Here is a 23,905-nt window from a genome sequence, read left to right on the forward strand (position 1 = left end):
CTCACGCTCACGCTGATTCGAGAATGACGTTCGAGTATTGTGCCGTGCCTGCGGTGCGAATCAGACCAATCGCCGCAGGCACACGCAGCTTGAACTCCACATGCGGCTCAAACTCAATGGATGGCAACATGCGGGCGAATGCCTGCATCAACTCCGGTGGATTATGCTCGCGGAACTCTGCCGCCATCCACGCTTTGCCGATGATGAAGTTCGGCACAAGGGCCTCAAGCACCTGCAGCACGGTCGGCACTTCATCCACCAGTGTGATGTCCACTGTCTCAATCTGCGGCCAGAAGGGAAATCCGCGGTCCGCAATGACCAGCGTGTTTGTATGCCGCACGCGGCTGAGCAATGAGTTGATCCGCGGATTGAGAATTCCTGTACGAAGCATTGCTGTCCTTTCGGGTTACGCCTGTGCTGTCTCCTGCTTCGTCCGATTCCGCAATGAGCCTATGCCATCAATTTCGATGATCATCTCTTCGCCATCGCGCAGCCAGCGCTGCGGTGTGCGGCCCAGGCCCACCCCCGGCGGCGTGCCGGTGCTGATAAGATCGCCTGCTTCCAGCGGAGCAATGCTCGAGATGTATGCAATCAGCTCGGGTATGCGAAAGATCAGGTCGCGCGTGTTTGCGTTCTGCATCACTTCGCCGCTCAGCGTGAGCCGAATGCCCAGCGCATGCGGATCGGCAATCTCCTCGCGCGTCACAATCACCGGCCCCATCGGCGTAAACGTGGGAAAGCTCTTGCCCAGCGTCCATTGCGAAGTGGCGAGCTGCACATCGCGCGCGCTCACATCATTCACAATCGTGTAGCCAAAGACATGCTGCTCCCAGTCCTCCGGCTTGATGCGAAATCCCGGCTTTCCAATCACCACAGCCAGTTCCGCCTCATAGTCGGTCTGCGTTGCGTTCGCGGGCAGCAGAACGTCGGCATCCGGGCCACAGAGTGAAGACGTCAGCTTTAGAAATACCGTTGGCACAGCTTGCACCGCCATCTTTGACTCAGCCGCGTGTTCACGATAGTTGAGGCCAATGCCAAAAATTCTCGGAGGATGCAGCAGAGGCGCAAGCAGTGTTACATCGCTCAGCGGAATCGCCGTGCCATCGAACCTCGGCTCCGCGTTTCCGCTTGCAATCAACGCCAACGCATCATCGCCGCCTGTCGCAGCGAGCGGTTTTACCGTCGCGTCTTCCAGCACTCCGCCGCGAACATCTCCGTTATGCCGAAACGTGATCAGCTTCACTCGCTTCTCCCTTCCACTCCGCGCCTTCGGGATACGCAAACCGCTCCAGCGATTCCTTCAGAACGTCGCCGTTGTATCCCGGCGCTTGGGGCAGCAAGTAGCGGCCTCTGCGAACTACCACCGGATGCACAAAATGCTCATGCAGGTGATCCACAAACTCCAGCACGCGATTCTCCAGCGTGGCGGAAACGCCAAGATAATCAAAGATCGCCAGATGCTGCACAAACTCGCACAAACCAACGCCGCCTGCGTGTGGGCACACCGGCACGCCAAACTTTGCCGCCATCAGCAGGATCGCCAGGTTCTCATTCACGCCCGCCACGCGGCAGCTATCAATCTGGCACACATCGATTGCGCCCGCCTGCAGGAGTTGCTTGAACATCACCGCGTTGTGGCAGTGCTCACCCGTTGCAATCCGCACCGGCGCGGCCTCGCGACGAATCCGCGCATGGCCCAGAATGTCATCCGGGCTGGTCGGCTCCTCCATCCACCATGGGTCAACTTCGCTCAACTGCAGCGTGCGGCGAATGGCCTCCTCGACACCCCATTTCTGGTTCGCATCCACCATCATGCGGTTCTGCGCGCCAATCTCCTCACGCACAATCCGCGCTCGCCGCAGATCGTCTTCCGGCTCGCCGCCCACTTTCAGCTTGAAGTGCGTCCACCCATCGGCAAGCGCCTCATGGCACAGCCTGCGAATCTTCTCTTCGCTGTAGCCGAACCAGCCAACGGAAGTTGTATATGCGGGATAGCCGTTTTCTTCGAGAAACGTAATCCGCTCCGGCTGGCCCAGCTTTGCCTTGCGCAGAATCTCCAGCGCCTCTTCGGGTGAAAGAGCATCGGCAATGTAGCGGAAATCAATCGCCGCCACAATCTGCTCCGGCGTCATATCGGCCAGCAGCCGCCATACCGGCTTGCCCTCGGCCTTGGCGTACAGGTCCCACACCGCATTCAGCACCGCGGCCACAGCCAGATGAATCACGCCCTTCTCCGGCCCCAGCCAGCGGAACTGCGTGTCGCCAATCAGCCTGCGATAAAAGCCATTCAGGTCCGCCGTGATCGAATCGAGCGTCCGCCCAACGGCAAAAGGTGCCAGATGCTTGAGCGCTGCGGTGACAAGCTCCGTGCCGCGGCCCAGCGTAAAGGTCAGCCCGTGGCCTTCAAGTTCTGAATCCGTCTCCAGCACGCAGTAAGCCGCCGAATAATCGGGGTCGGTATTCACCGCATCGGAACCAATCTGTTCGCGCGATGTGGGAAAGCGCAGATCGACAATGCGCGCCCCGGTGATGGTAATCGATTTCAAAAAGCTCTCCTCAGATTGGCTTGCAGGCTATCGCACGCAGTCTACCGTGTTTGAGCAGATCATGTCAGTCGCCATCGCTCGCATTTGACAAGCCCCTAAACCTCGCTTTACAACTCAATCGAAGTCGCATCAAAAATCGAGTCAAGGAGCGCGCGTGTTCAGACTAGCGGAGAGGCGGGTCGTCGTCACCGGCGCTGCCAGCGGAATCGGACTTGCCATTGCCAGGCTTTTTGCGTCTTCCGGAGCCTCGGTCGCGCTCGTCGATCTGAATGCAGACAAGGTTGCGGAAGCTGCGCAATCCATCGCAGCCGCAACCGGCGCCATTGCCGCCGGCATTGCGTGCGATGTATCGAGCCCCGAGAGCGTCGAGCAGGCCTTCGCTCAGGTGCCGCAGCTTCTCGGCGCAGATGCGGACACGCTCGTCAACTCCGCGGGCATCGCGCACATCGGCACAATACTCACCACCACGCCTGCCGATCTCGACCGCCTCTATAACGTCAATATTCGCGGAACCTACCTCACCATGCAGGCTGCGCTCAAGCCCATGCTCGCCGCTGGCCGCGGCGTCATTGTGAATATGGCCTCCATCGCCGGCAGCTCCGGCATTCCGGATCGCTTCGCTTACTCCATGACCAAGGGCGCGGTTCGCGCCATGACGCTCTCGGTCGCGCGCGATACCATAGCGCAGGGTATTCGCTGTAACTGCATCTCTCCGGCACGCGTACACACGCCCTTTGTCGATGGCTACCTGGCAAAGAATTATCCCGGCCACGAAGCTGAGCAGATGAAGGTTCTCGCTGCTGCGCAGCCCATCGGCCGCATGGGCACGCCTGACGAAATCGCGCAGCTCGCGCTGTATCTCGCCTCTGACGAGGCCAGCTTTATCACCGGCACGGATACGCTCATCGATGGCGGCTTCATGAACCTGCGCTGAGCGCCCGCGTAGTCGAACTGGAAGTGCACAACCAGACAGGAGCGACTGTGGACCTCGGAATCAAGGATCATCTCATCCTCGTCACAGGCGGCGGCTCCGGCATCGGCGCAGCCATCACGCGCGCCTGCCTTGCGGAGGGCGCGCGCGTCGTTTCCCTGGGCCGTATTACAGAAGCTGTCCGCCACTTTCGCTCGGAACTTGAAGCCGAAGGCAGTTCCTGCGAATTCATGGATGCCGAACTGGGGGACGCTTCGCAATGCCGCCGCGCCATCGAGCACATCCAGGAGCAATATGGCCGCCTCGATGGCCTGGTGAACAACGCCGGCGCCAATGATGGCGTGAGCCTTGAGCACGGCAGCCCGGATCGTTTTACCGAGAGCCTCCGCCACAACCTGCTGCACTATTACGCCCTCGCGCATTACGCGCACCCGCTGCTTAAAGAAAGCAAAGGCGCGATCGTTAACATCAGCTCCAAAGTGGCGCTCACCGGCCAGGGCGGAACAAGCGCCTACGCCGCCGCCAAGGGCGCACAGCTTGCCCTCACGCGCGAGTGGGCCGTGGAGCTGCTTCCCTTCGGCATCCGCGTCAACTGCGTTCTCCCCGCGGAAGTCATGACGCCGCTCTACCGCACCTGGATCAGCACGCAATCTGACCCCGAGGCCGCGCTCAAGCGCATCGAGGAGCGCATTCCGCTCGGCCATCGCATGACGGAGGCCGCAGAAATCGCCGCCATGGCCGTCTTTCTTCTTTCGCCCACGCAATCCGGCCACACCACCGGCCAGCAGATCGTCGTCGATGGCGGTTATACGCATCTCGACCGCGCCATTACTTAACCATCTGTCGTTGCAGAGTGTGTTACTCTGCCGTTCCGTGAGGGGAGTGTGAGAATGCGCTTCACGAAAACCATCCCGATACTTTTCCTGCTTGCCGGATTCGCCGGATCAGGCGCTGCCCAGCAGCCTGGCCAGCCGCAGTTCAAGATCGATTCCACCAATCGCACGCTCTCCGTCTCTGCCTCGGAGACTGTCTCCGTCGAGCCGGAGGTTGCGATCCTGCATATCGGTTTCTCCACGCAGCCGAACGATGCAAAGGCCGCTTATCCCGAGGGCGCACGCACTTCGAATACCATCATTGACGCTGTGAAGCAGGCCGGAGTTCCGGAGACGGACATTCGCAGTGAGCGGCAGTATCTTGACCGCGACTGGAGCACCAAGCAGCACAAGTACAGGCTGACACAGCAGTGGACGGTGCGGGTTTCGCCCGAACGCGTAGCCGAAGTTCTCGACACCGCGATCAATGCCGGAGCCACTTCAAGCGGTGAGATCGAATGGACCGTGAAGGACGAAAAGGCGCTCGAAAAGGACGCGCTCAACAAGGCCGCTGAGCGCTCTCGCGAGACTGCTGCTGTGCTGGCCAAGGGCATGAATGTCCGGCTCGGCAATCTCATCTATGTCACGAATGAGCTCAGCGGCGGCGGTGGAGTTGGCGGGCGCGTCATGGCATTTTCGGCAGGTGCGGTTGATCAGAAGGTTGCAGCTCCTCTCGCCATCGAACCACATAAAGTCACTCGCACGGCCACCGTCTACGCTGTTTTTGCTATCGAATAGACATCGTTTTCGTGCAGCCTGTGTTACTCTTCCGTCCCGTGAGGAAAGTGCGATGATGCGTGTCAAAAAAATCGTTCCAATCCTATTGGTTCTGGCCGGATTCGCAGGAGTAACTTCAGCGCAAAGCATTCAGGTCAACCGCGACAACAAGACCATCACCATCAACACCTCAGACGAAGCGACCGCCATAGCAGACATTGCCGCTGTGACCATCGGATTTCAAATTTATGGGTCGGATTCGCAAGGCACTTATGCGGATGGCGGTAAGCTCTCGCACGCAATCATGGATGCCATGCGGAAGCTCGGCATAAAAGACGAAAATATCGAAAGTGCAGGGCAGGGCCTGGAGCACAACTCGAATTTTGATGACAAAACTCTGGCCGATGAGCGCGCAAAGAAACAGTTCATGTTTCATCAGTCGTGGACCATCTCCGTTCCACCAGTCAACTCAGCAGAAGTCATTCGCGTAGCCATTGCCGCGGGAGCCAATGAAAGCGGAGGGATCGAGTGGCGTTTCGCAGATAGGAAGTCGCTTCAAGCAAAGGCCGCTGCCAACGCACTTGTTAAAGCACGTGCAGTCGCTGAAGAAATGGCCGAAGGCCTGCACGTCAAACTTGGCGCTCTCATCTATGCCAGCAACGAAATGCCCAGGGTTGCCATGTTCCGCCGTATGGGAGTTATGAATACGGAGAGCGCGTCTGTCGCCTCCTCCTCTCCTTCTGTGGCTGCTGCCCCTTTAGAAATCCGTCCGCAGACCATCCGGGAAGAAGCCACCGTCTACGCCGTCTTCGCCATCGAATAGGAATCCACGAATCCATCTCAAGTGCCGCGCATCTTTAAATAGTCGTTAAAACGATAATCTTCGTAGCGAATTTCGCCGGAGGGAGCCATATGTCTCAGTCCACGCCACGCCAGCCCTCCATTTTTCTGCCCCACGGCGGCGGCCCGTGTTTCTTCATGGACTGGACATGGGGTCCGGCGGATACCTGGCACGCAACCGGGCGCTTTCTTGCCGGCATCGCGGCCACGCTGCCTGCACCGCCGCGAGCTCTGCTCGTCGTCAGCGGCCATTGGGAGGAGCCTGCCTTCACGGTGAGCACAACGGCCTATCCTGAACTGATCTTTGACTACAGTGGGTTCCCGCCGCACACATACAAGCTCACCTGGCCCGCGCCTGGTGATCCGGAACTCGCACATCAGGTCCACGCGCTGCTCAAGGATGCCGGTCTGCCAGCAGCTGAAAGCTCCTCGCGCGGTTACGATCACGGTGTCTTTGTGCCGCTCAAGGTCGCCTTCCCGCAGGCGCAGATTCCCGTCGTCACGCTTTCGCTGACTACTTCGCTAGACCCGGCACTGCATATCGCCGCCGGTCGCGCACTCGCGCCACTGCGCGACGAAGGCGTGCTGATCGTGGGCAGCGGCATGAGCTTCCACAACCTGCGCGCCTACATGCATCCGGAGACCGGGGATCGCGCCCGCGCCTTTGAGCGCTGGCTTACGGAAGCCGTCGAGCAGCCCGAGCCAGCCCGTACCGCGCAGCTCTCCGCCTGGTCTCATGCACCCAACGCCGCCTTCGCGCATCCGCGAGAGGAGCATCTGATTCCGCTCATGGTTGCCGCCGGCGCAGGCGGAGACGCTCCCGGCACGCGCATCTTCAGCGATGAACCAATGGGTGCCGCGATCAGCGCGTTTCGTTTCGATGGCTGAGCTGCTGGACTCATCAGCTGCGTTCGCGCTCCAAGACTTCAGCCCAGCAGCTCCTCAATCTCCCCGCGCAGCTTCCCCGGATTCACATTCGGCCCGTGCCGGCTCACCACGTGCCCGCTCCGCCCAATCAAAAATTTCGTGAAATTCCACGGTATCCGCCCAATGCCGAAGAGGCCCGGTTTCTCGCGCTTCAGCCACCTGTAAAGAGGATGCGCGCTTGCGCCATTCACATCGATCCTGGCAAAGACCGGAAAGCTCACCCCATAATTCCGGTCGCAGAACGCAGCAATCTCCTCCGCGCTGCCCGGCTCCTGCTTGCCGAACTGATTGCACGGAAACGCCAGCACCTCAAATCCTTGTCCGTTATACAGCTTGTATAGCTTTTCCAGCGCCGCATATTGCGGCGTAAAGCCGCAATGCGAGGCCGTATTGACCACCAGCAGCACGCGGCCGCGAAAATATCCCAGGCTCAGCGGCTGCCCGTCCAGCAGATCGGCAGAGAACTCGTAAATCGAGCCGGCGTCTTCCATCGACCCCTATTATGGACGCCTTGGAGGCGCAGGTCGATAGATTTGCGATGCCCTGTTTGCGGTCGCTGCGTCTAACCGCAAGCAGCAGAAACTATCACTGTGCCGGAGCGGGCTATCCGCCTCTTCCGGCCGGTTTCGCTCCGGTAGACTAGGAGGGTTGGCTTTGTCATTCCTCCCGTGCGGTTTGGGCAGGGGGACCGCCGTCCAATATAATCGTCTTTCCGCCTGCGGCCGGACAGAATTTTTGTTTCGTAATGAGGGTGTGCTTATTTTTCCCGTGAAATTGAACTTAGGAACGCAAGACGACGGCATGTGCTCGCCGCAGGGTCCGGGCCCGGTTTCCTTCCCGGCCTCGCATCCGGTGAAGAACCTGCACATCTACTTTTCTACCCGCGTCGCAAGCCGCTTCACCGCGCGCCTGCTCGCGCTCATTCTTCTTGTCTTTACCGCTGGAATCGCATTCGCGCAGAACGCCGGCCAGACCGTCGAACTGATCCGCGTCATCGGTAACCGCCGTATCCCCAAGGAGACGATCCTTGCCCGGCTGTTTACCCACCAGGGCGATCAGTACGATCCCGTCTCCATTGAGCGCGACTTCAACTCGCTCTGGAACACCGGCTACTTTGAGAACCTCCGTATTGAGCGCGAGGACTCCGAGAAGGGTGTCATTCTGAACGTCTACGTGACGGAAAAGCCCACCATCCGCGAAATCAACTACAAGGGCAACAACTCCGTCTCGAATTCCGACATCCTCGACCGCTTCAAGAAGGAAAAAGTCTCGCTCTCGGTGGAAAGCCAGTACGACCCCACCAAGGTCAAGCGTGCAGAAGCTGTCATCCGCACGTTGCTCGCCGAGCACGGCCACCAGTTCGCAACAATCACCACGACCATCAAGACCATTCCGCCGGCCTCCGTCCAGGTCAACTTCAATATCAAGGAAGGTCCCACGGTCAAAGTCGGCAATATCCGCTTCACCGGCAACACGCATGTCAGCTCTCTGCTGCTGCGCCGGGCTATGGCCAACCTCAAGCCGGTCGGCATTCCTTACTCCATCTTCTTTGAAAACCTCTTTCCCAAGACATTCGACTCCTCCAAACTTGAAGAAGACTCCGAGCGTGTTCGCCAGGCCTACCGCGACAAGGGCTACGCCAACGCCGCTGTTGAAGAGCCGCATACGCAGATACGCGATGAGGGCGGCCTGAACTTCTTCACCTTCCGCCCCAACACCGGCAAGCGCGTCGATATCCTCATGCCCATCGAGGAAGGCGCGCGCTATCGGCTCGGCTCCATCACCTTTACCGGCAACAAGGCTGTAAGCAACGTCAAGGCGCTCCGCGCCACATTCGCTCTCAAGGATGGCGACTGGTTCAGCGCCACAGCCATGCAGAAGGGCCTTGAAAGCCTGAAGAAGGCTTACGGCCAGCTCGGATACATCAATTTCGCCGGCATTCCCGAGCCCAAGTTTGACGATGTCAACCACACCGTCTCGCTCAATATCGACATCGATGAGGGCAAGCCCTTCTATGTCTCCCGCATCGAGTTCACCGGCAACACCACGACTCGCGACAAGGTCATCCGCCGTGAGCTGATGCTGGAAGAAGGCCAGGTCTACAACTCCAATCTCTGGGAGTACAGCCTGCTGCGCCTCAACCAGCTTGAATACTTTGAGCCGCTCAAGGTGGATCAGGACTCGGAAGCGCACCAGGATACTGAGGCCGGCACCGTCGACCTGCTTCTCAAGGTGAAGGAGAAGGGCAAGAACTCCATTGGCCTGAACGGCGGTATCAGCGGCCTTTCGGGAGCCTTCCTTGGCGTCAACTACCAGACCAATAACTTCCTCGGTCTTGGCGAAACACTCAGCCTGCAGGGCAACCTGGGCAACGTCAGCCGCCAGTTCCTCTTCGGCTTCACGCAGCCCTACTTCCGCAACCGCCCGATAAACTTCGGCTTCCAGGTCTTTGACACCAAGCAGGACTACAACTCCGCTAAGAACTATCAGGCCACCACGGGCCAATCCGTCAACCTGACGGCGGCGCAGCAATCTCTCACGCAGAACTACAACCAGGCATCCAGGGGCTTCAACTTCTCTCTCAGTTACCCGCTCAAGCGGCATAACTTCCAGAGTTTCGGGCTTACCTACTCCTTCGCCGATTCAAATATCACTGCTTTCAGTACCGCTTCGTCCACCTACTTCCAGACCATCGCCTTCCGGTCCGGCATTCAGGGGTCCAATGCGCTCGTCGGCATCCAGAACAGCTCGGCTTCGTTCACTTACAGGCTCAACACTGTGAACAATCCCATGAAGCCGCGTACCGGCAAGGAGTATACGGCAGCCTTCCAGTTTGCCGGTATCGGCGGCAACCTGCGCTACTTCACGCCTGCAGTGGCTTACAAGAGCTACCGCTCCATGCACTACCTGCAGCCGCGCGCGGATGGCCGCAACGTCCTGGCGTTCCGTGCACAGCTTGCTTACATTCAAGGCTTCGGCGGAGACGTGGCTCCGCCCAACAACCGCTTCTTCTCCGGCGGCGAAAACGATCTGCGCGGCTTCGATATTCGCGGCGCCACGCCCTATGGCTACATCCCCAATCGCGTGAACATTCAGCTCACCAACCCTGATGGAACCTGCGTTCCACGCGACGTGACCAACCCACAGCTAAACCAGTGCCTTCAGGTGCCGATTCCGGTCTACGGCATCGTCTCCATCGGCGGCGACACACATTTCAGCTCCAACACCGAGTACCGCATCCCGGTCGCCGGCCCGGTCGAATTCGATTTCTTTGAAGACTTCGGTATCGATGCAGTCACCAACCGCGGCCAGCTCAAGCAGAGCCCCGAGGGCTTCGCCTCCCTCACCGCTCCGCTCTACGGCTGCCCGGTCTATAACAACGGCTCCTGCCAGGGTGGCATACCTGGCTCGGAGGTGGGTTTCGTCCGCAATATCCACCCCGTTGAGGGAACCAACTTTGTTCCGCGCATGTCGGTCGGCGGCCAAATCTCCGTCCTCATGCCGATCATCAATGCGCCTTTCCGGCTCTACTACGCATATAACCCGCTGCGCCTCTATGAGCGGCCTTTCTGCAACTCGGTTCTCTCCACCGGAAAGAACATGTCCTGCTCCGCGCAGCTCATCACCCGCGATATGTTCCCGCCGGGTGGCGCAGGCGACTATACCTACTCGGAAGTCATGGCCGGATATGGCGCGCAGAACCTCTTCCGCGAACCTCGCAAGACCTTCCGCCTGACGGTCTCCACTACGTTCTAAGGCAAGGACAAGAGATAGGGGCAGGGTCAAGAAAGCAAGGGGTGCGGCGCAAGCCGCGCCCCTTGCTTTTGCCTGACACAGGATGTCCCACCCTCGCCGCGTATTTGTGGGCGGGGTGGCGATACACTCCATCCATGTGAGGAACCCGCTTTTGTTCCCGCCGTTGCAGTTGCTTTGTCCCTGTTTCCTTGTCCCTTTTCTCCGCTTTCTCGCCAAAATTAACCTGCCGCCCCTTTGACGCCCCCAACCCCAGCCTCTTATAATCCCCTCAGTAAGTTCCAGCTGTGTGTGCCGTCTGTGTCTTTGCCGTTAGCGTCACTTCTGGCGCATCGCCTTCCCTGAAGACCAGCACGTTTCAGAGGCAGTTCGGAGCCTTTTTCGCGCTCCGGCGTCCAAGCTGCAGGAACGCCATAAGGAGTTTTTGATTCGCATGAAGCGTGTATCCGCAATTGCCGCCGTTTTTGGCGCCGCTCTTACCGTGGGAGCAGCCGGAAACGTCACTGCCCAGACCCCTGCCGCCGCGCCCGCTCCGGCATCCGCCAAGGTTGCCGTCATCGCCTTCCAGACCGCTGTTACGGCTACAAACGAGTTCCAGCGCGACTTCGGCGACGTGCAGAAGAAGTTTGAGCCGCAGCGCTCCCAGCTTCAGACGCTGGGCAATGAAGTGGATTCGCTGACCAAGCAGCTTCAGGCCCAGGGCGCTAGCCTCGGCGATGCCGAGCGCGCCAGCAAGGCCAAAACCCTCGATGACAAGAAGAAGGCGGCCCAGCGCCTCGCCGAGGATGCCAATAACGACTATCAGCAGGCCATCCAGGAAACCTTCGGCAAGGTTGCGCAGAAGGTGGAGGAGCTTCTGGAGGGCTATTCCAAGCAGCAGGGCTTTACCTTGGTGATCGACGAGTCGCAGGACCAGCAGCAGGCTCCGCTGGTGCTCTACCGCGCCGATACCGTGGACATCACCAAGGTCGTTGTGGACGCTTACAACGTCAAGTCCGGCGTGCCCGCGCCTCCGCCGCAGGCTCCCAACGCTCCGGCGCCCACTGCCCGTCCCGCCGCCAAGACGCCGCCGGCCAAGTAACTGTGCCGCAGCCTCAGCGCCGCCCCGGAAAGCCATATCGGTTTTCCGGGGTTTCGCTTACGCGGTCCGCCAAATCTGAGTCCAAGCAGCAATTTTCAAGGAGTTTTCAACCGAAATGAAGCGTACGATTGCACTTGCCGCGCTGGCGGTTTCCAGCTTGTTTCTCGCCCCCGCTCTGACGCAAGCGCAGACGCCCGCCGCCCCGCTTCCAGGCGCACCCCGCCCCGCCGCGGCTCCCACTGGCTCTTCGCAGATCGCCCTCATCGCCTTTGAAGTTGCAGTCAGCAGAACCAATGAGTTCCAGCTCAAGCTGTCGGACCTGCAGAAGAAGTGGGCACCCAGGCAGCAACAGCTCAAGGCCGCCGGCGACGATCTGGACACCCAGACCAAGCAGCTGCAGGCTCAGGCCGATAAGCTCTCCGAAAGTGAACGCGCCACCCGCACCCAGGCTATTGAAGAGAAGCGCAAGGAACTCCAGCGCTCCTTTGAGGATGCCCGCAACCAGTATCAGCAGGATATACAGGGGATTCTCTCCGGCGTGGAAGAGAAGTTCTTCGATGTCATGCGCGAATATGTGGAGAAGAACGGCTACACCCTGGTACTGAACATTGCTCCCCAGAGTTCGCCCGTAATATATGGCGTCGACTCCACCAACATCAGCGAACCTGTGGTCGCGGCCTACAACGCGAAATCCGGAATTCCGGCGCCTCCGCAGCCCGCCGCTTCTACCCCCGCGGCGCCCAAGCCCGCAGCTCCTAAGCCCGCGCCCAAACAATAGTTAGAAGCCCTTTCGGGTCGATTCAGAGCCGGAGCCGAGGCTGCATTTAGCGCCTCAGCTCCGGTCTAGCATTTAGGGGAACTTTTCTCTCGCAGCGCAAGCTCCGGCCTGTGGAAAAGATGTGAAAAAGCATTCGGGCGTTCCCGAATTATTCCTGTAATTTCCTCTTGCCGAGCAATATAAGATTCTGTTAATACGCGTAAGTCCTTATTTATCTTACAAAAATCGCCATTCGCGCCTGGGTATTCTCCCCTGCCGCCCACTTTGAGCAGATTCCCACTTTCGGAACGCTTTCCACAGGTGCCAAAAAACAACTTATAACACTCACGCGCATTCATGCGCCTGAAAATTGGCTATTTTTGCTGATCTTCGCCCACGCGGAGCACGGCCAGAAACGCCTCCTGCGGAATGTCCACCTTCCCAATCCGCTTCATGCGTTTCTTGCCCTCTTTCTGTTTGTCGAGCAGTTTACGCTTTCTCGATATGTCACCGCCGTAACATTTTGCGAGAACATTTTTCCTGAGCGCGCTCACCGACTCACGGGCAACGATCTTTGCCCCAATCGCGGCCTGAATCGCCACCTCGAACTGCTGCCTCGGAATCAGCTCGCGCATCTTCGCCACCAGCGCTTTGCCGCGCTCGTAAGCAAAATCCCGATGCACGATAATCGACAGCGCATCCACCGGCTCGCCGCTAACCAGAATGTCCATCTTCACCATCGGCGAAGCCCACGATCCGGCAAGCTGATAATCCAGCGACGCATACCCGCGTGAAACCGACTTCAGTCGGTCGTAAAAGTCCAGAACGATCTCGTTCAGCGGCAACTCGTAGGTCAGCAGCACCCGCGTCGGTGTAGCGTACTCAAAATTAACCTGCTTGCCCCGCTTTTCTTCCACCAGCTTCAGAATCCCGCCCACATACTCTTCGTTCGTCAGAATTTGCGCCTTGATCACCGGCTCGCGGATGGTTTCGATATTCGTCGGCTCCGGCCAGCGTGAAGGATTATCGACCTCCAGTTCGCTTCCATCCGTCAGCGTGATCTGGTATCGCACGCCCGGCGCCGTCGTAATCAGGTCCAGCTCATACTCGCGCTCCAGCCGCTCCTGAATAATCTCCATGTGCAGCAGGCCCAGAAAGCCGCAGCGAAACCCGAAGCCCAGCGCCACGGAACTTTCCGGCTCAAAGAAGAACGACGAATCATTCAGCCGCAGCTTCTCTAGCGCATCTCTCAGCAGCGCGTGTTCATGCGAGTCCACCGTATACAACCCGGAGAAGACCATCGGCTTGAGTTCTTCAAAACCCGGCAACTGCGCTGCGGCAGGCGTGGCGTCGTCCGTAACCGTATCGCCAATCTTTGTGTCGCCTACGTTCTTGATGGTGGCTCCAAAGAAGCCAACCTCGCCCGCGCGCAGTTCGCCAATCTCCACTGGCTTCGGCGTCAGCACACCCATCGAATCAATATCGAAGACCTTGCCATTGGACATGAACCGAATCCGCTGGCCCTTCTTCATCGTGCCCTGCATCACGCGCACCAGCACAATCACGCCACGGTATGCATCGAACCACGAGTCGAAGATCAAAGCCTGCAGCGGCGCATCCGGATCGCCTGTGGGAGGCGGCAGCCTATGCACAATCGCTTCCAGCACATCCGCCACGCCCTGTCCCGTCTTCGCGCTCACAGGAATCGCATCTGTCGCATCCAGGCCCACAGCCTGCTCAATCGCTTCCTGCGTTCGCAAAATATCCGCGGAAGGCAGATCGATCTTGTTGATCACCGAAATGATTTCGAGTCCATGATGAATCGCCAGGTACGCATTCGCCAGCGTCTGCGCTTCCACTCCCTGGCTCGCATCCACCACCAGCAGCGCGCCCTCGCATGAGGACAGCGAGCGCGAAACCTCGTAGCTGAAGTCCACATGCCCCGGCGTGTCGATCAGATTGAGCTGATACGTCTGCCCATCCTTCGCCTTGTACATCATGCGTACGGCGTGGGCCTTGATCGTAATGCCGCGCTCGCGCTCAAGGTCCATCGCATCGAGCACCTGCGCCTGCATCTCACGCTGGGTCACCGAGCCGGTCAGTTCAAGCAGGCGGTCGGAAAGCGTCGACTTTCCGTGGTCGATGTGGGCAATGATGGCGAAGTTGCGTAAGAGGCGAGATTCCATTCTGTAGGCGTGGTGAACATTTCCCGCGGCAGAGGCCGCGTCTCAAGTTGTGCGGATTGATTCCGCTTAGCGTCAAATACTGTGGTCGCTCACATCGGGCGGCCGCGTTTTCGGCGCTTTTTCGAGCAGTTCTCCCTTGCCATAGCTTATCATCGGCAAAGGGTCATCCCGCGCTTATAGAGGAAGAGCCACGCAGCACAGGGAAGCATGAAGGGGTTTTTTTTGAGCAGGATTTTTGGCGCAGGATCTTTCTTTTTGCCTGTCGCCCGCAGAGTGCTGGTGGCATTCGCCGCGCTTGCATCCGTGTCCGCGCTCCCGTGCTTTTCGCAGCAGCCGCTCTCGGCGCAGGCCCAGCACCAGCAGCAGCTCCAGCAACTCATCCAGCAGGTCAATGTGGCCTACGCCGCCGGCGACGCCGATTACCGCAAGGGCCAACTCGCGGAAGCCAAGGTAGAGTTCGATCACGCCGTAGACCTCATGCTCTCCAGCAGCTTCGACATCAAGAGCGATCCCGCGCTTGAGGCTGTCTTCAATCGCATCGTGGACAACATTAATGGCCTCGAGATGGATGCGCTCAAAGAGGGCAACGGCTTTGCTCCACCTGTGGAGCCCACGCCGGCAGATGTAGCGGCAGACGTCACCTTCGGCACAGTGGACCCCAACATCCTCGCCAAAGCCAAGACGCAGCTCGCCACCACCAAGTCGGATCTTCCAATGGTGGTCAATGAGTACGTCGCCACCTTCATCAACTTCTTCGCCAACACGCAAAAGGGCCACAACACGCTCTTGCATTCCTTTCAGCGAGGCGGCCGTTATCGCAACATGATTCAGCGCGTCATGGCGGAAGAGGGCGTGCCGCAGGATCTCATCTATCTCGCCGTTGCCGAATCCGGCTTCAATCCCCGCGCTATCGGTCCCAAAACCCGATCTCTCGGCAGGGCCGGCGGCATGTGGCAGTTCATGCCCGTCGGGGATTACGGCCTGGAGCGCAACACCTTTGTGGATGAGCGATTCGATCCTGAGAAGTCCACGCGAGCCTATGCGCGCTACATGAAGTTTCTCTACGACCAGCTCGGTGACTGGTACCTTGCCATGGCGGCCTACGACTGGGGCGCGGGCAACATACAGCGTGCCGTGCAGAAGACCGGCTATGCCGACTTCTGGGAGCTCTACAAGCGCAACAATCTTCCCGGTGAAACCAGAAACTATGTGCCGGAAATTCTTGCTGCCATCATCATCGCCAATAATCCCACACAGTATGGCTTCGATGAAATTACACTTGATCCGCCTGTGCTCACAGATACGGTTACGGTGAATTACTCGCTCGATCTTCGGCTCGTTTCCGACGTCGTCAACGCGCCTGTCGATGAGTTGGAAGCGCTCAATCCCAGCTTGCTGCGCAATATCACTCCTCCCAATACGAGCTTCGATCTGCATCTGCCCGCAGGCGTTGCAACCTTGTTTCAGCAGCGCATTGCAAAGATTCCTGAGTCGAAGCGCACCGCATGGCGCTACCATCGCATAGCCGCGGATGACACGCTCGCCACCGTTGCGCACACTTATCGCATCAGCGAGAGCGAACTCGCCGAAGCGAATCAGTTGCGTGAAGGCCAGGGCCTTGCAGGCGTCGAAGGATTGGTGGTACCGGTAGCTCCGGTCGTCGAGCGCACTGCGCATGCTTCGCTCTACACAACGCGTCGCGGCGACACGCTTGTCTCCATTGCCGATCGATTCAGCGTCTCGCTCGATCAGCTTCGCCGCTGGAACAGCATTGCCTCCGGCGTCAGCGTTGCTCCCGGAAGCAAGCTGCACATTGCCGAGCCTGCTGCTGTCTCGCACACCGGCAAGCACCATGCAGGCACCGCCTCTTCTGCAACCCGAAATGGGAACTCTCAGCCGGCGAAGAAGAAGCAGCCCCAAAAATAATAGGGACGAAACTCAATACATACTTGTCACTCATGGGTGTTTGAGTGCAATCTATTGCATGAATGGCTTGCGCATGGTACTGCGAGCCAGAGAATCGGGTACAGCGCAAGACGCTGGAGGCAATGTGATGGATGAAGCGTTGAAGATGTATGCCATGAGCAGTGGCGACGGAGACCTTGAACCAGCCGAAATCTTCCCGAGCCATGATGAAGAGGAAGAGTTCGACTCGGCTATCGTGATTACCTCTTCGGATGACGATGAAGATGACGACGATGTCGTCGAGGAAATTGCCATTATTGAAGTAGTATCGGCGAAAGCCGCTACTCCGGCTCGGGCTCCGGCCAAAAAGGCAGTGAAGAAGGCTGCAAAGAAAGCCGTGAAAAAAGCCGCAAAGAAATCTCCCGCGAAGAAGGCGGCCCCAAAGGTCGTGGCTAAGAAGGCCGCGAAGAAGGCGCCCGCGAAAAAAGCTGTGGCTAAGAAAGCCGCAAAGAAATCCGCCCCAAAGAAGGTCAGTACCGGCGTGAAGGGCGGGAAGGCCAAGGCGAAAAAAGCCTCGGTAAAAACAATCGCCGGCAAACCCACAAAACGAGGTAAAACCGTGGCAGTTAAGAAGGCAGCAAAGAAGGCAGTCAAGAAGGCCGTTAAAAAGGCCGTTAAGAAAGCCCCCGCGAAGAAAGCCGCAAAGAAGGCGGTCAAGAAGGCTGCGAAGAAGAAGTAGTCACGCAGTCAGGCAACACGCAACACGTAGTACAAGGCAAGCAAAAGAGCCCGCCAAATCGGTGGGCTTTTTTGCGTCTGTACGATGATTTTATTTAGCCGTAACCTGCTTCAGATGCCACAACTGGTGTGCGATGTAGTCTTCGATCAGAAATTGAAGCGTCACCGGCGCATCATCGCCCACTGTGCATAGCGCATCCATGCGTGCCTCTGGAATATGATCCACCACGCGCGCCAGAATCGCATGCTCCACCTGCCACCACTCAAGCAGTGTCGGCCACGGCAACTCCGCGTAGCCATGCATGGCCACCCATGCATCCTGCGCATACTTCGGCCCAGCGTATGAGCCATCAATCGCCGCGCGCACAAAGCGCTGACGATTGTTGGCGGCAGAATCCAGCAGATGTCCCACAATCTCTTTGCGAGTCCATCCGCCTTCGCGCCAGGGCTTGTCGGCTATATCGGGCGCAACCGAGCGCAATGATTCTCCAATGGCATCAAGCTCGCTACGAAACTGTCTTGCAACTCCAGAAGCCAAATGATCCTCCCGCGCATAAAAATGCGGCCTCGATTTTCCGAGGCCGCATCGGCTTGAGTTGAATCGTCTATTACTTCTTTGCTTCGGCCAGCGCTGCCAGAACATCTTCCGAGTGATGCGAGACGTCTACGTTTGTCCAAACCTTCACGATCTTGCCCTGTGGATCGATGAGGAAGGTATTGCGCTGGGCAACGGGGATGATGTCGTCGCGCTGGGGGAGTTTCAATCCGAAGGAGCCATAGCTCTCGACCATCTTGTGATCGGGATCTGCCAGCAGGTGGAAGGTCAGCGAGTCTTTCGTGCAGAACTGCTTGTGGCTGTCTACCGTATCCACGCTCACACCGAGAATGACAGCGTTGGCGGCGTCATACTTTGGCAGGTCATCCTGGAATTTGTGAGCTTCAACCGTGCAGCCTCGGGACATGTCCTTCGGATAGAAGTACAGCACCACCCACTTGCCCTTCATGCTGTCGAGCGATACGGGCGTGCCGTCCTGCGAGGGAAGATTGAACGAGGGCGCAGGCTGGCCCGCCGCTGGTTGATCTGCGGAAAGACCGGCCGCGGACGCGGTCACAGCCGCGCTGGTGAGCACAACAGCGGCGGCAAGAACAAACGGAGCAAACTTTTTCACGGGGAAAGCCTCCAGGCTTATAAATCGATTTCTCAAGACAACGAAAGACGCGCGAACTTGCGATCTTCAGTATCCGCGCCCTACGCCAACAATTGCAATACCTGCGGCGTTCGCTCTTGTCATCAGATTGTCACGATCAAAGAGAAGCGTGCGTCCCGCTTCCACGGAAAGGCACGTTGCTCCCGCGCGAATCATGGTTTCAATTGTCTGAATCCCAATCACCGGCACATCAAAGCGCATGTCCTGCTTGGGCTTAGCGACCTTTACTATAGTTAGCTTGCGCTCTAAGGTGGATGCCGGTTCGCCGCTCTCCTCATCCCCCGTCTCTTGCTCCAAAGTCCGCATCAGCGCCCCGGCCCGCTCAATCGCCGCATCCGTGCCTTCCATCGCCTCTACAGCCACGCACGCCTGCGCCGCAACCACCACCGTCTGCCCAATATCGAATCCCGCCACACCGCGCGCCACGCCCAGCCCATACTCGATGTTTCTGCGCTCGTCCTCATCGGGCTCACGGCTCGTCATCACGCCTTCACTTGCTAACAGCGGTTCCAGAAATGTCGTCGAGCTGATCAGCTCAATCCCTTCATCGCCCAGAACCTTTGCCACAGCGCCCAGCAGCATATCCGTGTTGCGCGTCCGCAGATTCATCAGCAGCTTGGCCAGCCGCCAGTCCGGCCGGATGCTCGAAAAAATCTGCTTGTGCTTCACCTGGCCCGCCATCACGGCCATCTTCACATCTTCCTGGTGGAAGACCTCAATGAGCCGCGACAACTCACCCAGGCTCAGCCAATGAACGGTAATTTTCTCGTCGCCCGCAGCGCGATGATTGATCTCCGGATCGGTCTCCTGCCGAATGGCCGCCACGACAACAGAAAAACCCTGCGCCCGCGCCGCATCCAGCAGCAGAAAAGGGAAGCGCCCATTGCCGGCAATCAGGCCGAGCTTCATCGCTTACTTAATCACTCCCCGCTGGCTCTTCTCAATGAACTCCGCCAGAATCGTCGCATCATCCGACTTCAGCTCGCGAATCTTCCCCACAGCCTGCGAAGTGTTCATCTTTGCAGCCAGCAGCAGTCGGAAGGCCTTCTGCAGCGTCGCCAGCCGCTCCGGAGAAAACCCTCGCCGCGCCAGCCCAACTTTATTGATCCCAAAGGCCTTATTCTCGCGCCGCGAAGAAGTCAGCGAAAACGGCAGCACATCCTGCGTCACAATCGTTCCGCCGCCAATAAACGCATACTGCCCAATCGTGCAGAACTGGTGCACCGGGCTAAAGGCCCCAAGGCTCGCATAATCTTCAATCGTCACATGACCCGCAAGCGTTGCCGCATTCGCCAGGATGCAATGGCTCCCCACCGTGCTGTCGTGCCCTATATGCACATACGCCATCAGCAGGTTGTGCGAACCCACTCGCGTCACGCCGCCGCCCTTGTCCGTGCCGCGGCTGATCGTGATGCACTCGCGAATCGTGTTGTGGTCGCCAATCTCCGTCAGCGTCGGCTCGCCCGCGTACTTCAGATCCTGCGGAGCCACACCAATCGAGGTAAACGGATAAATCGTGTTCTTCGCGCCAATGCGCGTACGCCCATCCAGCACCACATGCGAAATCAGCGCGCAGCCCTCACCCAGCACAACCTCCGGTCCAATCGTGCAGTACGGCCCCACGGTGCAGGACTCGGGAATCACAGCTCCCGCAGCCACCACCGCGCTGGGATGAACGTTACTCATTCGCCGCCTCGGCGCTCATGTTTTCTGTCGGACGAGCAACAATCATGCACGTCAGCGTCGCCTCGCAGGCCACCTTGCCCTCGATGTACGCCCGGCCCTGCATGCGCCCGGCACGCGTGCGAAAACTCAGCACCTCTACCTCAATGCGCAACTGGTCGCCCGGCACCACCTGCCGGCGAAACTTCGCATTGTCGATCCCCGTAAACACAGCCAGCTTCTTTTCGCGATCCGGCATCTCGCTCAGCATCAGCACCGCGCCGGCCTGCGCCATGGCCTCAATCACCAGCACGCCCGGCATAATCGGCGCGCCTGGAAAGTGCCCCTGAAAAAACGGCTCGTTGATCGACACGTTCTTCAGCGCCACCACGCGCTTCGTGCGTTCAAACTCCACAATCCGGTCAATAAGCAAAAACGGATAGCGATGGGGAAGGAAACCCAGGATCTCCTGGATGCTGAAGGTCATTCTCAAGACTCCAAAATGCAGGCGCAGTATGGGGAAGCGCCCGAAGCAGATTATAAAGGACGCATAACCTGCGGCTCTCGGCTGTTGTCACGGGATCCAAAAGCCGCCATGTAACGCCGCTCACTTCATAAGCCCAGCCAACCCGTCAGTTCTTCGTTTTCTTAATGCGCGCAGTCGCCGCGTCCACGCTCCAGAAGTCCGGATCCAGCGTTTCGTTATACGTCACGCGATCGATAAAAAACTGCCGCACCATATCATCGTTTTTCCATCGCGTAATCGTATAAGGCGTCGGAAATCCCTGCACCGGATGGTAATCGTCATATTCCTCGGCGTCCGTATTCTTGTCCTTGTACACCGGGTCGCGCCACTCAAAGCTGCGCTTCAGCGGCAGGTGCGTCTGCACATCGCACAAAATCGTAATCGCCTCATTGCTCGCCGAAATCAGCGTCACCTGCTCGGCCAGATGCCGCTCCGCCAGGTGCTGCCCCTCATACAGCAGAATCGTATTCGGGTCCTTCAGCCACACCTTTACCGCCGTTTCAATCGAGTGATCCCGCCGCCGCAGAGACTCATTCAGCTGCTCTTCCGGAATCTGTTTCTTGCCCCGGTAGGTGACCTCCCAACCCTCGCGTCCGACAAAAAACTGCAGGTAGTCGCGGTGCTTGGTTACGTCCATCCGGTCGTGATCGGGCCAGCTATGGAAGTCAAAAACCTCCGTCGTCCCAGGGTCCGGATTGCCATGAAAGAACGCCGCCACATGCCCATGCTGCTCGCGATTCTTAATGTCCAGCCACGCCTGCCCGCCAAGCGCCTGCACCATCGCGTCCAGCACTGTTCGCGCCTTCTTCGCGTTCATCGCCACGTCGTCCGGCTGCGGATTCGCCGCCTGCCCGCGCAAAGCGCCGCCCGCGCTCAGGGCCATGCAAACCAGAACCAAGGAAAAAATCCGGCGCATCAATCTTGTCTCCCGTCCTATTAGCCGACTAAAACCGCCCCGCCGTTTACATTTACAACTTCGCCGCTGATAAATCCTGCAAGCGGAGTACACAAAAACAGTACCGGTCCGGCAATCTCCCTCGGGCTCGCTGCGCGCCCCAGCGGAATCAGAGCCTTCGTCCTCGGCCCCACCACCGGATCGTTGAGCGCCCCCGCCGACATCTCCGTCTCCACCCAGCCTGGCGCCACGCAGTTTACCTGAATCCCCTTCGGCGCAAGCTCACTCGACAGACTCTTGGTCAGACTGATCAGCGCGCCTTTGGTCACGGCATAGTCCGCATGGTACGCCTCGCCGCGCTGCCCCGCCGTCGAGCTGATCAGCACAATATGCCCAGCCGGCTCGCCATTCGCGCCACGCCCCTGCTGTTCCATCCGAGCCACAGCCGCCTGCACCAGCCCAAACACTGAGTCCAAATTCACCGCCATCGTCCGCCGCCACTGCGCCTCATCCATCTGCGCAATCGGAGCATCATGCGGCGGCCACACGCCATGATTGACCACCAGAATATCCAGCCGTCCCAGCGCCGCCGCAGCCTTTTCCACCAGCTCCCGGCCCTCCGCGGGCGAGCTCAACTCCTGCTCAATCGCAACAGCACGCCCAGCTTCGGATCCAGTCCCGCCGCACTCGCTCACCAGCGCCTCAGCCCGCTCCCGCGCCTGCCGGTAGTTGAAAGCCACACGCGCCCCAGCCTGCGTAAACAGGCGCACCATCTCCGCGCCAATCCCGCGCGAGCCGCCCGTAATCAGGGCTGTTTTTCCTGTCAGATCTAGACCCACTGCCATGAGCCAAAACTAAAGCCCGCACCGGCAGTGAGTAAAGAGACTGGCCGTCCTGCAGGTGTTTAGTATCGGAGGGAGCCGGGGCCTTCAGGCCCCGGAATTACCGAGCAAAATGAATCGGGGCTTCAGCCCCGGAGGGATGCTTTTGTACGTGTTAAACCGCCTTCAACAGCCGTCCCGGCAAAAAGATAATCCCTTTCACCAGCTCCAGCACGCCTTCCACGGTAATGCCCACCAGCCGGAAAGGAACCAGCAGCAGCCACACCAGCGGATACAGCACCAGCGCCAGCAATGCCAGCGGCCAGCAGAAGAAAAACAGCAGACACCAGAGCAGAAATTTAATCATCGTTCAATCCTTACCCGGTGCAGTCTTCTGCGCCAGCAATTACTCATACGATTTTTCTGTTCACTGTGTTCCATATTATCTTTACTTGCTGCGGCATTTCGACTTTCTACTACTCGCAGCCTCTTTATCCTTCAACACTTTCTTCTTCTCCCGAACCAACCGGTTCCGCTCTTTTTCCGGCAGCGCCAGCACAGTCTTCACCCGTTTCGGCAGCTTCTCGTAAATCAGGGCATGGGCCCGCTTCAGCTCTTCCTCAAACTCACGCACTCTCAGCACATCCCACCGCTCCACCGTCACCCAGTGCGCCCTCGCCATGTACGGAGCAGGAATGATCCCCTCCGTCTCCAGCAGCTCATGGAATCGCTCGGCCCCGGCATGGAACCAAAGCACGCCCGTTCCCGTGCCGTCCACATCGGTTGTGGCAAACATCTTGCCGCCAATCTCGCGCGGGCCCACCCAGTAAACCAGCCGGTGACCCCAGTTCAGCGTCTCCAGCACATGGGGCAGCGCCATGCAGATCTCGCGGATGCGCTCATTGTCCATGCCAGCGAGTATAGGCTGTACCGGCGCCGTAAATCACGGATTCAGCGAGGAGTCCTTGGGCAGCCTGGGAGTGAAGTGCTTGATAACGAACTCCTGCAGAATGTTCTGTGCCGCGTCCATAGCTTTACCAATCGCCAGGTTGCGGAACGTGAGCCCAAAGCCATTGCGGTCGTCGGCAGGGTAATAGAGGTTTGAAAGGCCCGCCGAGGTTAAATCGCCCATTAGACCCGAGTAATTGAACTGCCGGCGCCCATTGTCCGTGCGGCAGATTACCGCTGAGCCGATGGCATACCAGATGCGCGAGCGGGTCGTGCCCGTGCCTCTGTAAAAGTAGCGGGGATCCTGATGGAAGATCGACGGAAAAATTGCGCCCGCAAGAAAAGTATCGGTGAGGCCATCGCCATACGCCGCGACAAAGCGCTTGGTGAATCCGGAGCCGTCCTGTCCCCAGGAAGCGGGCGTATTACTGGACTGCTCGACGCCCGCCGTGATCCCCGTAAAGACAAGGGTCATCGGATCAATCTGGCTGCGCCAGGCAAGCTGGAACTTCTGCTTTGGCGTCAGCGGAGCCGCATTCTTTGCATAGCTTATGTAGAAATTTGGGAAGACTCCCAGTATGCGCTGCTGCTC

The 23,905-nt window shown here is 58.7% G+C and carries 24 protein-coding genes and 1 pseudogene; 10 read left to right on the plus strand and 15 right to left on the minus strand.

Translation table 11 applies throughout. The annotated features are described in order from the left end of the window. Window positions 1-7: 7 nt before the first annotated feature. Genes ABSG47_RS04845 through ABSG47_RS04855 form a run of 3 tightly spaced genes read right to left on the minus strand, consistent with a single transcriptional unit; the run spans window position 8 to window position 2,546 of the window. The gene (locus tag ABSG47_RS04845) at window positions 8-391 is read right to left on the minus strand and encodes an RbsD/FucU domain-containing protein (protein ID WP_424167131.1); all 384 of its coding nucleotides are present in this window, start codon (window positions 389-391) and stop codon (window positions 8-10) included. A gap of 15 nt (window positions 392-406) precedes the next feature. Beyond that, window positions 407-1,243: a fumarylacetoacetate hydrolase family protein gene (locus ABSG47_RS04850; RefSeq protein ID WP_424167134.1), complete on the minus strand. Its 837-nt coding sequence runs from the start codon at window positions 1,241-1,243 to the stop codon at window positions 407-409. Continuing rightward, entirely contained in the window at window positions 1,218-2,546 is a 1,329-nt protein-coding gene (locus ABSG47_RS04855) for an L-fuconate dehydratase (RefSeq protein ID WP_424167136.1), read from the minus strand. The genes ABSG47_RS04850 and ABSG47_RS04855 overlap by 26 nt, the downstream gene beginning before the upstream one ends. Window positions 2,547-2,700: 154 nt before the next feature. Between ABSG47_RS04855 and ABSG47_RS04860 the strand changes: the two genes are divergently transcribed. The 5 genes from ABSG47_RS04860 (at window position 2,701) to ABSG47_RS04880 (ending at window position 6,794) form a co-directional block, all read left to right on the plus strand. Continuing rightward, the gene (locus ABSG47_RS04860; protein ID WP_424167137.1) at window positions 2,701-3,480 is read left to right on the plus strand and encodes an SDR family NAD(P)-dependent oxidoreductase; all 780 of its coding nucleotides are present in this window, start codon (window positions 2,701-2,703) and stop codon (window positions 3,478-3,480) included. Between the two features lie 47 nt (window positions 3,481-3,527). Next, window positions 3,528-4,313 (plus strand): L-fucose dehydrogenase, encoded by a 786-nt coding sequence (locus tag ABSG47_RS04865; protein WP_424167140.1) that lies wholly within the window; start codon window positions 3,528-3,530, stop codon window positions 4,311-4,313. 54 nt (window positions 4,314-4,367) lie between these two features. Beyond that, window positions 4,368-5,087 carry an SIMPL domain-containing protein gene (locus ABSG47_RS04870; protein WP_424167142.1) on the plus strand — a complete coding sequence of 240 codons (720 nt, stop codon included), beginning with the start codon at window positions 4,368-4,370 and terminating at the stop codon, window positions 5,085-5,087. Window positions 5,088-5,139: 52 nt separating this feature from the next. Further along, window positions 5,140-5,889 carry an SIMPL domain-containing protein gene (locus ABSG47_RS04875; protein WP_424167143.1) on the plus strand — a complete coding sequence of 250 codons (750 nt, stop codon included), beginning with the start codon at window positions 5,140-5,142 and terminating at the stop codon, window positions 5,887-5,889. A gap of 89 nt (window positions 5,890-5,978) precedes the next feature. Continuing rightward, window positions 5,979-6,794 (plus strand): DODA-type extradiol aromatic ring-opening family dioxygenase, encoded by an 816-nt coding sequence (locus ABSG47_RS04880; protein WP_424167145.1) that lies wholly within the window; start codon window positions 5,979-5,981, stop codon window positions 6,792-6,794. A 38-nt stretch (window positions 6,795-6,832) separates the two neighbouring features. Here the strand turns inward: ABSG47_RS04880 and ABSG47_RS04885 are convergent, their stop codons facing one another. Continuing rightward, window positions 6,833-7,324 carry a glutathione peroxidase gene (locus ABSG47_RS04885; protein WP_424167148.1) on the minus strand — a complete coding sequence of 164 codons (492 nt, stop codon included), beginning with the start codon at window positions 7,322-7,324 and terminating at the stop codon, window positions 6,833-6,835. A gap of 277 nt (window positions 7,325-7,601) precedes the next feature. Between ABSG47_RS04885 and bamA the strand changes: the two genes are divergently transcribed. The 3 genes from bamA to ABSG47_RS04900 all read left to right on the plus strand — a co-directional run bounded on the left by bamA (window position 7,602) and on the right by ABSG47_RS04900 (window position 12,445). Next, entirely contained in the window at window positions 7,602-10,589 is a 2,988-nt protein-coding gene (bamA, locus tag ABSG47_RS04890; protein ID WP_424167150.1) for an outer membrane protein assembly factor BamA, read from the plus strand. Between the two features lie 430 nt (window positions 10,590-11,019). After that, window positions 11,020-11,667: an OmpH/Skp family outer membrane protein gene (locus ABSG47_RS04895; RefSeq protein ID WP_424167153.1), complete on the plus strand. Its 648-nt coding sequence runs from the start codon at window positions 11,020-11,022 to the stop codon at window positions 11,665-11,667. Window positions 11,668-11,782: 115 nt separating this feature from the next. After that, window positions 11,783-12,445, plus strand: a complete 663-nt coding sequence (locus ABSG47_RS04900; RefSeq protein ID WP_424167156.1) for an OmpH/Skp family outer membrane protein — start codon at window positions 11,783-11,785, stop codon at window positions 12,443-12,445. A gap of 353 nt (window positions 12,446-12,798) precedes the next feature. Here ABSG47_RS04900 and lepA read toward each other — a convergent pair whose 3' ends face one another. Further along, window positions 12,799-14,610, minus strand: a complete 1,812-nt coding sequence (gene lepA, locus ABSG47_RS04905) for a translation elongation factor 4 (RefSeq protein ID WP_424167159.1) — start codon at window positions 14,608-14,610, stop codon at window positions 12,799-12,801. 222 nt (window positions 14,611-14,832) lie between these two features. On the opposite strand from lepA, the gene ABSG47_RS04910 reads away from it, so the two are divergent. Continuing rightward, window positions 14,833-16,536, plus strand: a complete 1,704-nt coding sequence (locus tag ABSG47_RS04910) for a lytic transglycosylase domain-containing protein (protein ID WP_424167162.1) — start codon at window positions 14,833-14,835, stop codon at window positions 16,534-16,536. Between the two features lie 124 nt (window positions 16,537-16,660). Further along, window positions 16,661-17,254, plus strand: a complete 594-nt coding sequence (locus tag ABSG47_RS04915) for a hypothetical protein (protein ID WP_424167165.1) — start codon at window positions 16,661-16,663, stop codon at window positions 17,252-17,254. 90 nt (window positions 17,255-17,344) lie between these two features. Here ABSG47_RS04915 and ABSG47_RS04920 read toward each other — a convergent pair whose 3' ends face one another. The 10 genes and pseudogenes from ABSG47_RS04920 to ABSG47_RS04965 all read right to left on the minus strand — a co-directional run. Next, window positions 17,345-17,734, minus strand: a complete 390-nt coding sequence (locus tag ABSG47_RS04920) for a DinB family protein (protein ID WP_481133017.1) — start codon at window positions 17,732-17,734, stop codon at window positions 17,345-17,347. A 127-nt stretch (window positions 17,735-17,861) separates the two neighbouring features. Continuing rightward, window positions 17,862-18,422 carry a peroxiredoxin gene (locus ABSG47_RS04925; protein ID WP_424167170.1) on the minus strand — a complete coding sequence of 187 codons (561 nt, stop codon included), beginning with the start codon at window positions 18,420-18,422 and terminating at the stop codon, window positions 17,862-17,864. 66 nt (window positions 18,423-18,488) lie between these two features. Beyond that, window positions 18,489-19,370, minus strand: a complete 882-nt coding sequence (locus ABSG47_RS04930) for an LpxI family protein (RefSeq protein WP_424167172.1) — start codon at window positions 19,368-19,370, stop codon at window positions 18,489-18,491. A 3-nt stretch (window positions 19,371-19,373) separates the two neighbouring features. Continuing rightward, window positions 19,374-20,147, minus strand: coding sequence for an acyl-ACP--UDP-N-acetylglucosamine O-acyltransferase (gene lpxA / locus ABSG47_RS04935; protein ID WP_424167174.1), 774 nt, complete (start codon window positions 20,145-20,147; stop codon window positions 19,374-19,376). Further along, window positions 20,140-20,610, minus strand: coding sequence for a 3-hydroxyacyl-ACP dehydratase FabZ (fabZ, locus tag ABSG47_RS04940; RefSeq protein ID WP_424167177.1), 471 nt, complete (start codon window positions 20,608-20,610; stop codon window positions 20,140-20,142). The genes lpxA and fabZ overlap by 8 nt, the downstream gene beginning before the upstream one ends. A gap of 145 nt (window positions 20,611-20,755) precedes the next feature. Next, entirely contained in the window at window positions 20,756-21,565 is an 810-nt protein-coding gene (locus tag ABSG47_RS04945; protein WP_424167180.1) for a hypothetical protein, read from the minus strand. Window positions 21,566-21,585: 20 nt separating this feature from the next. Then, window positions 21,586-22,389, minus strand: coding sequence for an SDR family NAD(P)-dependent oxidoreductase (locus ABSG47_RS04950; RefSeq protein WP_424167183.1), 804 nt, complete (start codon window positions 22,387-22,389; stop codon window positions 21,586-21,588). Between the two features lie 151 nt (window positions 22,390-22,540). Further along, on the minus strand, window positions 22,541-22,732 hold the full coding sequence (locus ABSG47_RS04955; RefSeq protein ID WP_424167185.1) for a hypothetical protein: 192 nt from the start codon (window positions 22,730-22,732) through the stop codon (window positions 22,541-22,543). 81 nt (window positions 22,733-22,813) lie between these two features. Continuing rightward, window positions 22,814-23,245, minus strand: a complete 432-nt coding sequence (locus ABSG47_RS04960; RefSeq protein ID WP_424167188.1) for an MmcQ/YjbR family DNA-binding protein — start codon at window positions 23,243-23,245, stop codon at window positions 22,814-22,816. A 63-nt stretch (window positions 23,246-23,308) separates the two neighbouring features. Further along, window positions 23,309-23,905: pseudogene (locus ABSG47_RS04965) on the minus strand (carboxypeptidase-like regulatory domain-containing protein); the annotation flags it as partial.

It is taken from the genome of Occallatibacter sp. (assembly GCF_049510455.1).
Lineage (GTDB): Bacteria > Acidobacteriota > Terriglobia > Terriglobales > Acidobacteriaceae > Telmatobacter.

Bases quoted from the DNA above. Each gene is read 5' to 3' on its own strand.
- ABSG47_RS04845 (WP_424167131.1), bottom strand. From the start codon at position 391: ATGCTTCGTACAGGAATTCTCAATCCGCGGATCAACTCATTGCTCAGC.
- ABSG47_RS04870 (WP_424167142.1), top strand. From the start codon at position 4,368: ATGCGCTTCACGAAAACCATCCCGATACTTTTCCTGCTTGCCGGATTC.
- ABSG47_RS04875 (WP_424167143.1), top strand. From the start codon at position 5,140: ATGATGCGTGTCAAAAAAATCGTTCCAATCCTATTGGTTCTGGCCGGA.
- ABSG47_RS04880 (WP_424167145.1), top strand. From the start codon at position 5,979: ATGTCTCAGTCCACGCCACGCCAGCCCTCCATTTTTCTGCCCCACGGC.
- ABSG47_RS04885 (WP_424167148.1), bottom strand. From the start codon at position 7,324: ATGGAAGACGCCGGCTCGATTTACGAGTTCTCTGCCGATCTGCTGGAC.
- ABSG47_RS04895 (WP_424167153.1), top strand. From the start codon at position 11,020: ATGAAGCGTGTATCCGCAATTGCCGCCGTTTTTGGCGCCGCTCTTACC.
- ABSG47_RS04900 (WP_424167156.1), top strand. From the start codon at position 11,783: ATGAAGCGTACGATTGCACTTGCCGCGCTGGCGGTTTCCAGCTTGTTT.
- lepA (WP_424167159.1), bottom strand. From the start codon at position 14,610: ATGGAATCTCGCCTCTTACGCAACTTCGCCATCATTGCCCACATCGAC.
- ABSG47_RS04930 (WP_424167172.1), bottom strand. From the start codon at position 19,370: ATGAAGCTCGGCCTGATTGCCGGCAATGGGCGCTTCCCTTTTCTGCTG.
- lpxA (WP_424167174.1), bottom strand. From the start codon at position 20,147: ATGAGTAACGTTCATCCCAGCGCGGTGGTGGCTGCGGGAGCTGTGATT.
- fabZ (WP_424167177.1), bottom strand. From the start codon at position 20,610: ATGACCTTCAGCATCCAGGAGATCCTGGGTTTCCTTCCCCATCGCTAT.
- ABSG47_RS04945 (WP_424167180.1), bottom strand. From the start codon at position 21,565: ATGCGCCGGATTTTTTCCTTGGTTCTGGTTTGCATGGCCCTGAGCGCG.
- ABSG47_RS04950 (WP_424167183.1), bottom strand. From the start codon at position 22,389: ATGGCAGTGGGTCTAGATCTGACAGGAAAAACAGCCCTGATTACGGGC.
- ABSG47_RS04955 (WP_424167185.1), bottom strand. From the start codon at position 22,732: ATGATTAAATTTCTGCTCTGGTGTCTGCTGTTTTTCTTCTGCTGGCCG.
- ABSG47_RS04960 (WP_424167188.1), bottom strand. From the start codon at position 23,245: ATGGCGCTGCCCCATGTGCTGGAGACGCTGAACTGGGGTCACCGGCTG.